Source organism: Streptomyces geranii (assembly GCF_002954775.1).
GTDB classification, from domain to species: domain Bacteria; phylum Actinomycetota; class Actinomycetes; order Streptomycetales; family Streptomycetaceae; genus Streptomyces; species Streptomyces geranii.
Genome location: NZ_PJME01000005.1, coordinates 1 through 14,529 on the forward strand (window position 1 = coordinate 1; position 14,529 = coordinate 14,529).

A 14,529-nucleotide genomic window follows, 5' to 3' on the forward strand; every position below is an offset into this window, starting at 1 on the left:
GGGCTAGGGCTTGAGGGTGCCAGCCGGAGCTTGAGTTTTCAGCGTCGGCCAGCACCACCCAGCCCGTCCGGCGTTTGAGGACGAGCGCGTTCAGCGCGAGCTTTCCCACCCACGCACCACTCACCCAGCCTGTCCGGCGATTGAGGACGAGGCCGTTCAGGCCGACAAGCGGGGGTCTGGGGGCGCAGCCCCCAGGGATGGGTACGGGTAGGGGCGGCGGGGGCGAAAAAACGCCCCTACTCAGCCGCTGTCGTAGCCGAATACCAGTTCACCCCGTCAGCCGACCGCCGACACCTCGCCCGCCCCCTCGCCACCAGCACATCCAAATGCGCCGCCGTCTCGTTCACCGCGAGCATCTGGTTGAAGGGGTTCAGCTCGGTGAACGGGAGTTTTCTGCGGGTCCAGCCCAGTTCGCTCGCCACCTCGTATGCGTTGCGCGTCCTCTCCCCCAGCACCGACAGCGTTTCCCCCAGCCTCTCGTCGTGGTGGGACAGGAGTTCCTCCGTGCGTGCGTGCACGCTTGCGCCCACCGGGCCGTGCGCCGGGAGGAGTTGGGCGTCCGACAGTGTCGTCATTCGGTGCAGGGAGTTCAGGTAGTCGCCCAACGGGAGTGCCGTGCCGCCCAGTTCGAAGCCGATCGACGGGGTGATGTGCGGCAGGACATGGTCCCCGGAGAACAGCAGGCCCCGGGCCCGGTCCAGGTAGACCACGTGGCCCCTGGTATGCCCGGGTGTCGGGACCACCGTCAACGTCGCGTCGCCGAAGTGGAGTTCCTCCTCCTCCAACCAGCGGTCCGGCGCCTCCCACAGGCTCGGGTCGAAGCCGCCGTGGTCCAACGCCTCGATGCGCTCGGCGAGTTCGTGGGCCCCGGCCAGCCGCAGGGTCCGGAGCGAACCGGCCGGCTGGTCCGAGCGCAGTTCGCCCAGGAGTTCCAGGCCGCGCCGTTCGCCCGCGCCCAGGTAGACCCTGGAGCCGAGCAGTCTGCGCAGTTCGACCGCCTGGGTGTAGTGGTCGCGGTGGATGTGGGTGACCAGGATGTGGCTGATCTCGCCCAGGTCGTGGCCCAGGCCGCTCAGGGCGTCCTCCAACGCCTTGCGGGACTCCGGGATCGACCAGCCTCCGTCGATCAGGACCAGACCCTCCGTCAGCCCCTCCAGGGCGTATACGTTGACCGCCCGCAGCCCGTCGTCCGGGAGCGGGAGCGGGATGCGGTGGACCCCGGGGAGTACCGTCTCGGGTCCGCCTTCCGCCCAGCGTCCACGGTCGAAGCGGGGGGTGGGGGTCGTGGGGGTGGTCATGCGTCTCCTTGTCGGGGACTGCCGCGCCGGTCGTCGGGTTCGGGTCCAGCCTCGGTTTCGGGCTCGGGGAGGCGGGCGTGCAGTTCGCGGGCCAGGCCCCTGGCTCCCGAGCGGTCGAGCTTGCCCACCGTGGTCTGGGGCAACTCGCTCACGGTGAAGGCGAATTCGGGCCACTTGGCCTTGGACAGGCCGGTGCGGGCCAGGTGTTCGCGGAGTTCGTCGAGGTTCAGTGGCTCGCTGCCGTCCTCCGGTACCAGGAGGACCGCGGCGCGTTCGCCGAGGAGTGGGTCCGGTACCGGGGTCACGCAGACTCGGGCCACCGCCGGGTGGGTCGCCACGGCGCGCTCGATCTCCGTGATGTCGAGGTTGCGTCCGCCCCGGATGATGACGTCCTTCTCCCGGCCCATCACCGTGACCGTACCGTCCTCGCCGGTCGTCAGGAGATCGCCGGTCGGGAAGAAGCCGTCCGGGGTGAGGCCGGGCGGTTCGGTCTTGCCGTCGCGGGCGTAGCCGAGGAAGAGGGACGGGCCTCGGACCTGGGCTCGGCCGGTCGCGCCCGGTGCGAGGACGGTGCCGTCGGGCGCGACCGCGCGCAGCTCCGTACCGGGGAAGGGTCTGCCGTCCCGGCCGAGGCGGATCTCCTCGGGGTCGTCGGGGCGGGGCGAGGTGTGTCCCAGGCACTCGGACATGCCGAAGACGCGCAGGATCTTCGTCCCGAGGGAGAGTTCGGCCCGGGCGAGCGCGCCTCGGTCCATGGGACCGCCGCCAACAGTGATCGAGCGGACCCCGCCGAGGACCTTCGAGCCGGCCGCCGCGGAGCCCATCTGCAGCGCCATGGTCGGTACGCACATGGTCCACCGGACGTCATGCTCGGCCATGCGTACAAGCGCCTCCTCGCGGTCCCAACGGCCGGTCAGGACCAGAGGGCCGCCCAGCATGAGGGCCAGACAGACGCCGAAGCAGTAGGCGGCGGTCGAGGAGAGCGGGACCACGGCGGCCACCGCGTCCCCGTCGCGCAGTCCGTTGACGTCGATCGTGCAGGAGCAGGCGTACCGCAGGGCGTCCTCGGACTGGACGACGCCCTTGGGCCGGCCCGTGGAGCCGGACGTGAGCCCGATGACAGTGCCACCGGACCAACGGGAGACGTCCCTCGGGCCACGGGAGGACCGTACCGTCCAGCCGTCGAGGGCCTCGGCCGTCCGCGCGTCCGGCAGGGCACCGGCGGCGCCCCACTCCGTCATCGCGGACGGTTCGGCGATCACGACGTCCGGCCGGATGTCCTCCATGGCGGCGGCGAACTCCGCAGGCGTCGTATGCCGGTTGACCAGCGCGAGGACGCCGTTGGTGAGGCCGACGGCGAGGGTCGCGGCGACCGTGCGCCAGGAGTTGTCGGCCTGGAGGAGCACCGTCCCGCCCGGCGCCCACTCCGGGCTCATCGCCTCGGCCAGGTCGGCCGCACGCTGGAGCAGGTCGCGGGCGCCGTGTGGGCCATGGTCGTCGACGACCGCTGTGAAGTCGGCCCGCTGGGACCGGTCGTAGAACTCCCGAACTGTCTGTCGCATCCGCTTCCTCGCCTTGTCGCGAAGGGTTGTCCGGGGCGCCCCGGGGTGGTTGGGCCCTCAGTGGGAGGGGCGGGCCGAGGAGGCCAGGGGAGCTGTCGGGCGGTTCGGGCCCGAGAGGCGGGGGCCGGAGCGCCCGTACCGTCCCTGACTCCCTCGTCCCCTGACTCTCTCGCCCCGGGCTCTCTCGTCCCGGGCTCTCTCGTCCCGGGCTCTCTCGTCCCGGGCTCTCTCGTCCCGGGCTCTCCCCTTCCGGCTCCTCACGCTCAGCCCGCGTGCATCTCCAACTCGCCGCCCATGACCGCGATCCGGCGTCCGCGCATGTCGCCGACCTGGGCGACGGCCTCCGCCCACTCCGGGCTCCGTAGCGCCTTGCGCAGATCGTCGGCGGTGTCGAAGCTCAGGACGGAGAGGCCGTCCCAGCACTCCGAGCGCGGTTCGAAGGCCGCGTCGATGTCCGTGTGCCGCCAGGCCCGCAGGCCGGGCAGCCGACGGGTGAGTTCGGCGTGGTCGCCGCGCCACCAGTCGATGAACCGCTCATGCGTCCACTCGGGCGGCCGGGCCGCCAGCAGTACGAGGTTGTACATCCGCCCTCCTCGGTCGATCGGGCAAACAGGGGATCAGGTGAACAGGACCGCGGGCGAGCGCCCGATCAGCAGCCGCCGCACCCTGCCCTCGTCGTCGAGCCGGGCCGAGGCCACGAAGGTCGCCTCCGGTACGCCGGACCGCCGCACCTCACCGAGGAACAGCTCGTCCTGGCCGACCGTGCTCGCGGTGAGCCGGTGATGGGTGCGGACACCCACCGAACGCTGGGCGAGGTAGCCCTCCAGCTCGGGTCGGCCGCCGTGGAAGTCGGTCGCGCCGTCGTCACCGGTGGAGAACAGGATGGAGAAGGAGAAGTCGTCGCTGATCAGATCGAGGATCCGGTCGGCGTCGTCGCTGTCGAGGATCGCGAACCAGTTGCCGAGGAAGGAGGCCGTGTGTGTGGTCATGTCCGGTCCACCAGGTCGAAGTCGGTGGTGAAGTACGACTGGTAGCGGGCCATCAGCCCGGCGGACGAGACCTGGGCGGCCGACAGGAACGCGCCGGTGGGCACGCCCCCCTCGATCACGAAGCCGTACGCCGTCTCGACATCGCCGTCGACGGCGTACCGCACTATCTCGTGCGTGCGCTCCACCGCGTTGCGCCCGGCGATGTACGCGGCGAAGTCCTCGCGGGACCGGCCGGATCGCTGACCGCCGGGGAGGGCGATATGGAATCGGAAGGCGGATTCCAGAAGCTCCAGAGCCTTGTCCGGGTCCTGGCCGTCCATTCTGGCCATGTATTCGCGAAGCACCATTGCCGATCGCTCTCCCCTCAGCGCCATGTAACAACCGTCATGAAGCACCCTCACGAAACAACTGCCATCAAACAACCTGAGTTCAGTTCAGTTTGACTGTAAGCCAGCGGCCCCGCCCCCGACAAGGGGCGGGCCGGGCGGCTATTCCGCGATCATCCGCACCACACACCCTTCGATCATCTCGCTGATCTCGGGCAGCGCGATCGCGCCGGTCGGCCGGTACCAGCGCCAGACGCTCACGATCATGCCGAGGACACCGAGGCCGAGGGTGTGCGCGTCCCGGACCGGGAAGGCGCCCTTCGCCATGCCGCGCATGAGCAGGCTCGTCCAGTCCCGCTCGACCATCTGGACCAGCTGGCGGGCCGCGACGCGCTCGGTCTCCTCGCGCTTGGACTTCCGCGGGTTGGCCAGCAGGGACATGTTGGCCTGGAGGATGCGCATCTGGCGGATCTCCTGGTCGCTCACCGCGAAGGCCGCCCGGACCGCCACTCGCAGCTCCTCCACGGGTTCCGTCTCGCCGGCCGTGGCCTCGACGAACATGTCGTGGGAGCGCTGCAGCTCCAGGCGCATGATGGTGAGCAGGCAGTGGGCCTTCGACTCGAAGTAGTGGTAGAGGGCCGTCTGCCCGATGCCGACCCGGTCGGCCACCTCCGACCACTTCGTGTTCTCGTAGCCGTCCTCCCCGAACCGCTCCACGGCGGCCACGAGGATCGCGCCGCGCTTCGACCTGGGCCCCTCCTCCGGATCCACGATCCGCGCCCTTGCCATCGTCTCTCCCTCTGCTTCACGGGCGGCGTCGAGTCACCGTCCGGTCGTCCGAGAGTAGACCCAAGTTCAACTCGGTTTCGAGTCGAAGATCGACCGGGTCCGCTGCGGGTCCTCCTGCGGTACGGGGTCACGCCGGGCGAAATCGGGCGGGCGCCCGGCGAGGAACGCCGCCACGCCTTCCCTGCCCTCCGTGGACACCGCGGCGGCGGCCAGCTGGCGGGCCTCCGCGTCGAGGTGTTCGTCGAGCCCGGCCGACAGCGCGCCGTCGACCAGCCGCCGGGTGGCGCCGTACGCCCCCGCGGCCCCGCGCGCCAGCGTTCCCGCCGCCTCGACGGCCTCCTCGTACAGCCGCTCGGGCGCGACGACCCGGCTCACCAGTCCCATGGCCAGCGCCTCCGGGGCCGGGACCCGCCGGTTGGTGAGCAGCAGGTCCAGGGCCCGGCGGGGTCCGACGAGCCGGGGCAGTGACCAGCTGGTGCCGGCGTCCGGCGTGTAGCCGATCGCGGTGTAAGCGGCCGTGAAGCGGGCGTCGCTCGCCGCGAGGCACACGTCGGCCGCCGTCGCGAGCCCCAGTCCCGCGCCCGCGACGGCACCCTGGACGGCGACCACCAGCGGGGCGTCCAGCGCGGCCAGGACGCGCAGGGCCTCGTGGAGTGCGTCGGTGACGTCGGTGAGATGCCCGGCCAGGCGCTCCCCGGGCAGCGCGGCGAACTCCTTGAGATCGCCGCCGACGCAGAAGGATCGCCCCCGTCCGGTGAGCAGCACCGCCCGTGCCCGCGCCTTCTCGCACTCCCGGGCCGCCTCCAGCAGTCCGCGCGCCATCGCCAGGTCGATCGCGTTGCCCGCGTCCCGGCACAGCTCGACCCGGGCCAGCCCGTCGCCGTCGACCTCGACCGTGACCCTCATCGCGCCGTCCACCCGCCGTCCACGGTGAGTACCTGGCCGGTGCAGTACGAGGACGCGTCCGAGGCCAGGAAGAGCAACGCCCCGTCCAGTTCCCCCTGTTCACCGCCGCGCCCCAGCATCGTGCCGCGTTCGACCCACCGCCGGGAGCGTGCGTCGGCGAACAGTTCCTCGGTCATCTCCGAGTGGAACCAGCCGGGGGCAAGGGAGTTGACCCGTACTCCCGACTCGCCCCACTGCCCGGCCAGTTCACGGGTCAGCCCGATGAGCCCGGCCTTGGAGGCGGCGTACGCGGCACCTCCCAGCGGGGCGCCGGACACCAGCCCGAGCACGGAGGAGACGTTCACGACCGATCTCGTACGCACAGACACCTGCGCCGGTGTCTCGGCCAGCAGCCGGGCCAGGTGAAAGGGCGCGACCAGGTTCACCGCCAGTACGTCGGCGAAGTCGCCGGCGCTCTCGTCCTCGGCGCGTACGGCTCCGGGGGCGCCGGCGTTGTTGACGAGGACGTCGGCGCGGCCGGTCTCGTCGAGTGCCGTCGTGATCAGGCGTACCCGGTCCTCCTCGCGCGAGACGTCGCAGACGACGGGGTGGATACGGGGGTCGGTGTCGGCGAGTTCCTTCAGTTTCTCCAGCCGCCGTGCCGCCGCGAACACGGTGGCACCGGCCGACGCGAGGACGACGGCGAAGCGGGCGCCCAGGCCTGAGGACGCCCCCGTGACCACGGCCGTCCGGCCCCGCAGTGAGAACAGTTCCGTGAGCGGCTCGGCGACGGCGGTCATCCCTCCACCCCGATCGGCAGCACGGTCGCGCCGCCGTCCAGGACCAGCGTCTGGCCCGTCATCCAGGAGGAGGCGTCGGAGGCCAGGAAGAGGGCCGCCTGTGCCACGTCCTCCACGGTGCCGAGTCTGCGCAGGGGCAGCTTGGCGGTCAGGATCGGTTCCCGTGGCTCCCAGACGGCGCGGGCCAATTCGGTCTTGATCAGGCCGGGGGCGATCGCGTTGACGCGGGCCATCGGGCCCAGTTCGTAGGCGAGTTGGCGGGTCAGATGGAGCATGGCCGCCTTGGTGGCGTTGTACCAGCCGATGTGCGGGTCGACGATCAGCCCGCCGACGGAGGCGATGTTGACGACCGCTCCCCCGTGCTCGGCCATCCAGGCCCGCCAGGCGCTCCGCGTCCAGGCGAGCATGCCGTACTGGTTGACCCGTACCGTCTTCTCCGCGCGGGGCAGGTCGAGGTCGATGAGGTCACCCATGTACGGGTTGGTGGCCGCGTTGTTGACCATGATGTCGAGGCGTCCGAGGCGGGCCATGGTCTCCTCGACGCACCGTTCGGCATCGTCCGGCTCACCCGCGTTGGCGACGACCTCGTGGACCTCGCCGTCACCCTTGACGTGCAGCAACTCCGCGCGGGCGGCGGCGAGTCCGTCGGGTTTGCGGGCGGCGATCACCACATGGGCGCCCGCTTCCCGGTACGCCTTGGCGATGCCGAGGCCGATACCCCGGGAGCCGCCGGTGATGACGGCGACCCGCCCGCTCAGCACCTGCGCACTCGACACCCGCCCGCTCAATTCCTCCCCGCTCGACTCTTGCCTGCTCAATTCCTGCCCGCTCGGTCCCTGTCCGCTCAGTCCCTGTGTGCTCACGCCGACTCCTCCGGATACTTGGCCAGTTCGCGCCGCGCGACCGTCCGCAGGTGCACCTCGTCGGGCCCGTCGGCGATCCGCAGTGCCCGGGTGATGGCGTACAGCCGGGCCAGTACGGTGTCGTCGCTGACGCCGGCCGCGCCGTGCGCCTGGACGGCTCGATCGACGACCCGGTGGGCGACCTCCAGCGCGGCCACCTTGATGGCGGCGACCTCGGTGCGGGCCGCCGAGTTGCCCTGGGTGTCCATCAGCCAGGCCGACTTGAGGACGAGCAGCCGCAGTTGCTCGATCTCGATGCGGCTGCGCGCGATCCACTCCCGTACGACGCCCTGCTCGGCAAGCGTGCCCCCGAAGGCCGTGCGGGTGAGCGTCCGGCGGCACATCAACTCCAGTGCGCGCTCGGCGAATCCGACGGCTCGCATGGCGTAGTGCATCCGCCCCGGCCCCAACCTGCCCTGCGCCAGGGCGAAGCCGTCGCCCTCGCCGCCCAACATGGCGTCCACCGGCACCCGTACGTCCTCGAAGAGCACGTCTCCGTGGCCGCAGCGGTCGGTGTAGCCGAACATCGGCAGGTCGCGCAGGACGGTGATGCCGGGGGTGTCCCGGGGGATCAGCAGCATGCTCTGCTGCCGGTAGGTGGGCGCGTCCGGGTCGGTGACGCCCATCAGGATGATCAGCCGGCAGTCGGGGTCGATGATGCCGGAGGTGTACCACTTGTGGCCGTTGACGACGTACTCGTCGCCGTCCCTCCTGATCCGGGTGCGGATGTTGCGCGCGTCGGAGCTGGCGACCTCGGGTTCGGTCATGGCGAAGCACGAGCGGATGTCGGCGGCCAGCAACGGGCGTAGCCAGCGGTCCTGTTGCTCGGGGGTGCCGAAGAGCGCGAGCAGTTCCATGTTGCCGGTGTCGGGGGCCGAGCAGTTGAACACCTCGGGTCCCATCACCGAGCGTCCGGCCAGCTCGGCGAGGGGCGCGTAGTCGAGGTTGGTGAGGCCCGCGCCCCAGTCGCCGTGGGCGAGGAAGAGGTTCCAGAGGCCTTCGGCGCGCGCCTTCTCCTTCAACTCCCACATGATTGGCGGCAGTTCGTGCGGGTTGTCCGCCTCAGCCAGCTGCCGGTCGTAGACCGCCTCGGCGGGCAGGACGTACTCCGACATGAACGCGGCCATACGGGCGCGGAGTTCTTCGGCCTTCGGGGAGAGTCCGAAATCCATGGTGGCGCTCCTTCAGGGCCGGGGCGCGAGGAGGTCGCGCGCCGTGCGGATCATGGCCGCGATCGTGGGCGGCAGCCGTTCCTGGTCGGGGTCGTGGTGTTTGCCCTCGCGGTGTCTGCGCAGGTTGTGGCTCATGATCGCGGCCATCTTGGTGCGGGCCAGGGCGCGGAACCAGTCGAGGTCGGGGGGTTCGGGGCGGCCGTCGAGGTAGGCGGCGAGCAGGTCCTCCTCGCCGGGCAGCCCGGGTACCGGGCGGCCGAGCCGGGGGAAGTTGCGGTGGTCCGAGAAGAGGAGGAACCAGGCGAGGTCGATACGGGGATCGCCGACGGCCCAGATCTCCCAGTCGACGACGGCCGCAGGGCGCTCGCCCCGGCACAGGACGTTCCCGAGCCGGAAGTCGCCGTGAGTCAGCACGGGCGGGATGTCCGCCGGCACCCGGGAGGCCAGTGAGTCGAGCAACTCCTCTGCTCCGGGCCGGAGCTCGAGGGGTACGGCCCGCATGGTGCGGGTCCAGCGCTCCAGTTCGCCGCGCGGATCGAGTGGTGGTTCGGGTCCTGTCTCCACCTTCGTGGCGTGCAGATCGCGCAGTACGTCGGCCAGTGCGAGCATCCTGGTCCGGCACAGCTCGGGGTCGAGCCGGTGTTCGTCGAGGACGGGCTCGACTGCCTCGCCGTCCACGAACTCCATGGCGAACCAGGCGGGTTCGCTCTCGTCGGCGGCGGCGACCAGGGGCACGGGCACCAGTGATCCGGCGAGCTGGCGCAGCACCCGGGCCTGCCGGAGCACGTCGTTGCGGCCGATCGGGCGCTGCCCGGGTGGAACCGCCTTCACCACGTACGAGGTTGCCCCCGCCGTGATGGCGTACGTGAGTCCGGAGTGGCCGCCGGGCAGGGTGCGGAGGTCTCCGAAGGTGGCGCCCGGATGCCGGTCGGCCAGCTGGGCGCGGACTCGTGCGGCGAGTGCCGTCACCTCGGTCGCGGTGCTCAACTCCCGGCTCCCTTCGGTTCCTTGGGCAGGCCCAGCACACGCTCGGCCAGGATGGTGCGCTGGATCTCGTCGCTGCCGCCGGCGATGCGGTAGCCGGGGGCGCCGAGGAGGTGTTCCGTCCAGGCGAAGGTGCCCCACTCCCCCGTGTCGGCGGCGAGGCGCGGCCCGAGGAGTTGCTGGACGAGGTCGGTGGTTGCGCGCATGGTCGCCGTGGCGTGCAGTTTGCCGACGGAGGCCTCGGCGCCCGGTTCGCGTCCGGCGACGAGGGCGGCCGTGACACGCAGGCCGATGAGCCGCTGGACCAGGGTGCGGACGAACAGGTCGGCCGCCTGCTGCCGTTCGCCGCCGGTGAGCGGCCGGGGCAGGTGCCGGGCGAGTTCGAGGGCGCGGTCGGCGTTGTCGAGGCCGAGGCCGCCGGAGTCGAGGCGTTCGGCGGCGAGCACGGTGAGGGTGACCTTCCAGCCCTCGCCGACGGGGCCGAGCCGGTCGGTGTCGGGGACGAACACGTCGTCCAGATAGACCTCGTTGAAGCTGGCGCCGCCGGTCATCTGCCGGATGGGCCGTACGGTCACGCCGGGCGCGTCCATCCGGACCAGGAAGACGGTGATGCCCGCGTGCTTGGGGACGTCCGGGTCGGTGCGGCACACGGCGACGCCCCAGGTGGCGACTTGGGCGCCGGACGTCCAGACCTTGTGGCCGCGCAGCACCCAGCCCTCGCCGTCCGGTACGGCCCGGGTGCGGACGGCGGCCAGGTCGGAGCCGGCCTCGGTCTCGGAGAAGAGCTGGCAGGCGAGTTCGTCGGTGCGCAGCATGGGCCGCAGCCAGCGCTGCTTCTGCTCTTCCGTTCCCCAGATCCGGATGGCGGGGGCGACGAGCTGCTGGGTGACGGGGAAGATCTCGGTGCGCCGGGGCACGTCGAAGGCGGCTTCCTCGGCTCGGTACAACTGCTCGTAGTGGGCGGGGAGTTCGCGTCCGCCGTACTCCTTCGGCCAGTCGAGCGCGCCCCAGCCCTGGTCGTAGCGGGTGCGTTCCCACTCCCGGTTCCGGTCGGTGTGCTCGCGTTCCTCGGCCTCGGTCCGGTTCTCGAAGACGGCCACCGAGTCGTCGCCGCGGCCCCACTCCTGGCGGGCGGCGCGGGCCTTCGCCGTGCCGGTCAGCCAGCGCCGGACCTCGGCTCGGAACTCCTCGGGGCCGGGAATGCCGCTCATCGTGCTCCCTTCCATCGGTTCCCTCCCCGGAGCCGATTCAGCGGGTCAGTACGGTGCAGGCACTGACGCCAGGGGCGCCGTACACATGGGTGAAGCCGCTCGACGGGCCGTCGGGCACCTGGCGTTCGCCCGCTCTGCCGCGCAACTGCTGGACGATCTCGTGGACTTGGCGCAGTCCGGAGGCCCCGATGGGCTCGCCGTTGGCGATGCAGCCGCCGTCGGTGTTCACCGGCAGCGTGCCGTCGATCGCGGTCGCGCCGGAGGCGATGAGCCGCTCCTGCTCGCCGTGTTCGCAGAACCCGCACTCCGCGAGATGCATCACCTCGGCGCCGCTCTCGGTGTCCTGGAGCTGGCAGACGTCGATGTCGTCCGGGCCAAGACCCGCCTGCTCGAAGGCCAGTCGCGCGGCATCCGTGCTGACGCTGATCGGGGTGCCGGTCGGCGCCCAGGGGCTGAACACCTCGAAGGAGCCGAACCTCCGGGTCCGTACGACGGCCGCCCGCAACGCGACCGGGTCGGCGTCCAGTTGTCGGGCGACCGCCCGGCTGCACAGGATCAGCGCGACCGCGCCCTGGCCCGGTGAGCAGAACATGTACCGGGTCAGCGGGTCGTTGACCATGCCGGACGCCAGGATCTCGGCCGCGTCGAGCGGCTCGCGGCGCCAGGCGTGCGGGTTGCGGACCCCGTTGGCGTACGCCTTCTCCGCGACCAGTGCGAGGGTCTGTGCGCTGATGCCATGGTCGTGCATGTAGCGCTGGATCTTCATCGCGAAGAACTGGGTGGTGACCATCAACCCCTCGTGGCCGTAGGCCTCGTCGAGCCCCCAGTCCGCCGGCCGGGGGTCGAAGGCACCGCGCGGATGCTTGTCGAAGCCGACGGCGAGGGCGACGTCCGCCGCCCCGGAGCGGATGGCGTTGACGGCGGAGACGAGCGCGCTGCCGCCGGTCGCGCAGCCGTTGCGTACGTTGACGAACGGCACGCCCGTCAGGCCGAGTTCGGCCACCAGGGTGTCGGCGTTCCCGGCCGCGTCGCTGCCGCCGTACGCGGCCCGGACCCGCGACCACGGCAGTCCGGCGTCGGCGAGGGCCGCCCGTACGGCCCGCACGGCGAGCTGCCGGCCGGTGGCCTCCGTACGGGCGAAGGACGTGATGCCCGCGCCACAGATCATGACGTCCTCGGCGCTCATACGGCGGCTCCGACGGTGGCAGCCCTGGGGACGCCGTCCCCCGCGCCGATCCGTAGCGGCATGCCGATCACGACCTCCTCGGGCGGTATGTCGAGGACCGCCAGCACCCGGACACCGTCCGGGAGTTCGACGTAGCCGACGGCGAACGGATCGAACCCGGCGGCGGGGACCACGTACGGCGGGGACTTGGGCGCGTACCGCTGTACGGTCCAGGTCCACAGCGTGCCCGTGCCTGAGAGGACGGCCGGGGCGGCCGGGCCCCCGCAGCGCGGGCACGCGGGGTCCGCCGGGTAGACGGCCACCGCGCACCCGGCGCACCGGGAGCCGTGGAGCCGGTCGTTCAGCGGCCCTTCCACTGCGGCTCCCGCTTCTCCAGGAAGGCCGAGACGCCCTCCGCCGCGTCCTCGGAGTTGAGCATCACGCCGACCGCGAGGTGCTCCATGACCATCAGGGACTGGATGTCCGCGTCGAGGCTCCGGTCGATGGTCATCTTGGTGATCCACATGGTGAACGGGCTCTTGTCGATGAGCTGGTCGGCGAACTCCTCGACGGTCGCGTCGAGTTTGTCGGCCGGCGCCGAGCTGTTGATGAGGTCGAACTGGGCGGCCTCGACCCCGGTGAGCAGCTTGCCGGTGAGCATCAGCTCCTTGGTCTTGCGGACGCCGATCATGCGCGGCACGCGGTAGATGGGGCCCGCGCCGCCGAACAGGGCCCGGCGGATGTGGAAGTCGCCGATCAGGGCGTCGTCCGCGGCGATCGCGAAGTCGCAGGAGATCATCAACTCGAAGCCGCCCGCGGTGACATGGCCTTCGAGGACGGCGATCGACGGGGTCTTCATCGAGTAGAGCCGGTCGCAGACCTTCGCCGACAGCACGGCGACCTCGATGGCGGTGGAGCTGCCGATGAAGTCGGCCTTGAGGCTGTCCAGGTCGAACCCGGAACAGAAGGTGTTGCCGCGTCCGCGCAGGATCAGCACGCGGAGTTCGGGGTCCGCGTCGACCTCGGTGATGATCTCGTCGAGCCTGTTGAGGATCGGCACCGTCACACAGTTCTTCTTGTGCGGGCGGTTCAGCCAGACCCGGGCGACGGCTCCGTCGCGCTCGAACTGGATCTCGTCTTCGACTGCCATGAGCTCCTCCAACCTGAACTGAATTCAGTACGATTCTGGGTGCGGTACGTGGCCCTGTCAATGGACAGGGACCGACGATCAGTCGCCGTGCGGCGATCCGTCGCCGTCCACCGGTCCGCCATCGCGCCCGGTGAGGCCGAGCAACCCGGCCAGCCGCAGCCGGTGGTCGTCGGCGGTGCCGAACAGGGCCTCGTCGGCCCGCGCGCGGCGGACGTACAGATGTGCGGGGTGTTCCCAGGTGAAGCCGATTCCGCCGTGGAGCTGCACGTATTCGGTGGTCGCCAGACGGTACGCACCAGTGCAGGACACGGCCGCCGCGCTCGCCGCCACCGGCAGTTCGGCGGCCTTCCCGGCCAGGCACGCGCTCGCGTACGCCGACGCCGAGCGCGCACCCTCGACCTCGACGAGCAGATCGGCCAGCCGGTGCTTGACCGCCTGGAAGGAGCCGATGGCCCGGCCGAACTGGGTTCGGTCGGACACGTAGGTGAGGACGGCGTCCAGGGCGTGCGCGCTGCCGCCGACATGCTCGGCGGCGAGCGCGACCCGTCCTGCGTCGAGGACGGAGTCGACGATCCCCGGCGCCTGCCCGGGCTCGCCGACCGGTTCGGCGGGTGCTCCCCGGAAGCGGATCAGCGCCTGTCGGCGCGTGGGGTCGAGGACGCTGCGGGCGACCCGGTCGCAGGTCGCGGGGTCCGGCTCACAGGCGAACAGCCGCTCCCCGTCCGGCACTTGGGCCACCACCAGCAGCAGGTCGGCGCCCTCGCCGTCGGGCACGAAGTCGGCCTCGCCGCGCAGCACCCAGCCGCCGGGCCCGCGTTCGGCGGTCACGTCGGCCCGGTGCAGGAATCCGGCGACCGTGGCCGTGAGCGCGCCGGAGGCGATGCCCGGCAGCCAGCGCGCGCAGGCCGCCCGGTCGCCGGCGGCCGACAGGGCGTGCGCGGCGAGGACGACGGTGGTCAGCAGGGGCGCGGGGCACAGCACGCGCCCGGTCTCCTCCAGGGCCACGGCGAGTTCGGCGAAGGTGCAGCCCGCGCCGCCGTACTCCTCGGGCACCGCGAGCCCGTGCACACCGATCTCGTCGGCGAGCCGCTCCCACAGCGCCCGGTCGTGCCCCCGTGGGCTGCCCGCCTGTGCGCGCACCTCCTCGGGTCCACAGCTCTCGGTCAGCAACCGGCGCAGGATCTCGCGCAGTTGACGTCGTTCGTCGCTCTCCAGCAGCAGTGCCGGATCGGGGTCGAGCCGGAACATCCAGGTCTCCTTCGGATCTCGTACATCGCCAGGTCGACACGGCTCAGG

16 protein-coding genes are annotated in these 14,529 nt (G+C 71.5%); all 16 read right to left on the reverse strand.

Going from position 1 to position 14,529, the window contains the following annotated elements; translation table 11 throughout:
• Window positions 1–236: 236 nt before the first annotated feature.
• Complete coding sequence (locus CW359_RS08960) at window positions 237–1,298, reverse strand: MBL fold metallo-hydrolase (RefSeq protein ID WP_105969281.1); 1,062 nt, start codon at window positions 1,296–1,298, stop codon at window positions 237–239.
• The gene (locus CW359_RS08965; RefSeq protein ID WP_105969282.1) at window positions 1,295–2,860 is read right to left on the reverse strand and encodes a class I adenylate-forming enzyme family protein; all 1,566 of its coding nucleotides are present in this window, start codon (window positions 2,858–2,860) and stop codon (window positions 1,295–1,297) included. Before CW359_RS08965 ends, CW359_RS08960 begins: the two co-directional genes overlap by 4 nt.
• A gap of 263 nt (window positions 2,861–3,123) precedes the next feature.
• On the reverse strand, window positions 3,124–3,444 hold the full coding sequence (locus tag CW359_RS08975) for an EthD family reductase (protein WP_105969284.1): 321 nt from the start codon (window positions 3,442–3,444) through the stop codon (window positions 3,124–3,126).
• Window positions 3,445–3,477: 33 nt separating this feature from the next.
• Entirely contained in the window at window positions 3,478–3,849 is a 372-nt protein-coding gene (locus tag CW359_RS08980) for a nuclear transport factor 2 family protein (protein WP_105969285.1), read from the reverse strand.
• Window positions 3,846–4,196, reverse strand: a complete 351-nt coding sequence (locus CW359_RS08985) for a nuclear transport factor 2 family protein (RefSeq protein ID WP_105969286.1) — start codon at window positions 4,194–4,196, stop codon at window positions 3,846–3,848. The genes CW359_RS08980 and CW359_RS08985 overlap by 4 nt, the downstream gene beginning before the upstream one ends.
• A gap of 141 nt (window positions 4,197–4,337) precedes the next feature.
• Window positions 4,338–4,964 (reverse strand): TetR/AcrR family transcriptional regulator, encoded by a 627-nt coding sequence (locus CW359_RS08990; protein ID WP_105969287.1) that lies wholly within the window; start codon window positions 4,962–4,964, stop codon window positions 4,338–4,340.
• 66 nt (window positions 4,965–5,030) lie between these two features.
• A complete protein-coding gene (locus tag CW359_RS08995; RefSeq protein ID WP_105969579.1) occupies window positions 5,031–5,870 on the reverse strand; it encodes an enoyl-CoA hydratase/isomerase family protein in 840 nt (279 codons plus the stop codon).
• Complete coding sequence (locus CW359_RS09000) at window positions 5,867–6,649, reverse strand: SDR family NAD(P)-dependent oxidoreductase (RefSeq protein WP_105969288.1); 783 nt, start codon at window positions 6,647–6,649, stop codon at window positions 5,867–5,869. The genes CW359_RS08995 and CW359_RS09000 overlap by 4 nt, the downstream gene beginning before the upstream one ends.
• A complete protein-coding gene (locus CW359_RS09005; protein WP_105969289.1) occupies window positions 6,646–7,425 on the reverse strand; it encodes an SDR family oxidoreductase in 780 nt (259 codons plus the stop codon). The genes CW359_RS09000 and CW359_RS09005 overlap by 4 nt, the downstream gene beginning before the upstream one ends.
• A gap of 83 nt (window positions 7,426–7,508) precedes the next feature.
• Window positions 7,509–8,723, reverse strand: coding sequence for an acyl-CoA dehydrogenase family protein (locus CW359_RS09010; RefSeq protein WP_105969290.1), 1,215 nt, complete (start codon window positions 8,721–8,723; stop codon window positions 7,509–7,511).
• Window positions 8,724–8,735: 12 nt separating this feature from the next.
• Complete coding sequence (locus CW359_RS09015; protein WP_105969291.1) at window positions 8,736–9,710, reverse strand: phosphotransferase family protein; 975 nt, start codon at window positions 9,708–9,710, stop codon at window positions 8,736–8,738.
• The gene (locus CW359_RS09020) at window positions 9,707–10,918 is read right to left on the reverse strand and encodes an acyl-CoA dehydrogenase family protein (RefSeq protein ID WP_105969292.1); all 1,212 of its coding nucleotides are present in this window, start codon (window positions 10,916–10,918) and stop codon (window positions 9,707–9,709) included. The genes CW359_RS09015 and CW359_RS09020 overlap by 4 nt, the downstream gene beginning before the upstream one ends.
• 37 nt (window positions 10,919–10,955) lie before the next feature.
• On the reverse strand, window positions 10,956–12,104 hold the full coding sequence (locus CW359_RS09025; RefSeq protein ID WP_105969293.1) for a thiolase family protein: 1,149 nt from the start codon (window positions 12,102–12,104) through the stop codon (window positions 10,956–10,958).
• Window positions 12,101–12,460 (reverse strand): Zn-ribbon domain-containing OB-fold protein, encoded by a 360-nt coding sequence (locus CW359_RS09030; protein WP_105969294.1) that lies wholly within the window; start codon window positions 12,458–12,460, stop codon window positions 12,101–12,103. Before CW359_RS09030 ends, CW359_RS09025 begins: the two co-directional genes overlap by 4 nt.
• Complete coding sequence (locus CW359_RS09035) at window positions 12,445–13,233, reverse strand: enoyl-CoA hydratase/isomerase family protein (protein WP_105969295.1); 789 nt, start codon at window positions 13,231–13,233, stop codon at window positions 12,445–12,447. The genes CW359_RS09030 and CW359_RS09035 overlap by 16 nt, the downstream gene beginning before the upstream one ends.
• A 78-nt stretch (window positions 13,234–13,311) precedes the next feature.
• Window positions 13,312–14,481 (reverse strand): acyl-CoA dehydrogenase family protein, encoded by a 1,170-nt coding sequence (locus CW359_RS09040; RefSeq protein WP_105969296.1) that lies wholly within the window; start codon window positions 14,479–14,481, stop codon window positions 13,312–13,314.
• Window positions 14,482–14,529 lie beyond the last annotated feature (48 nt).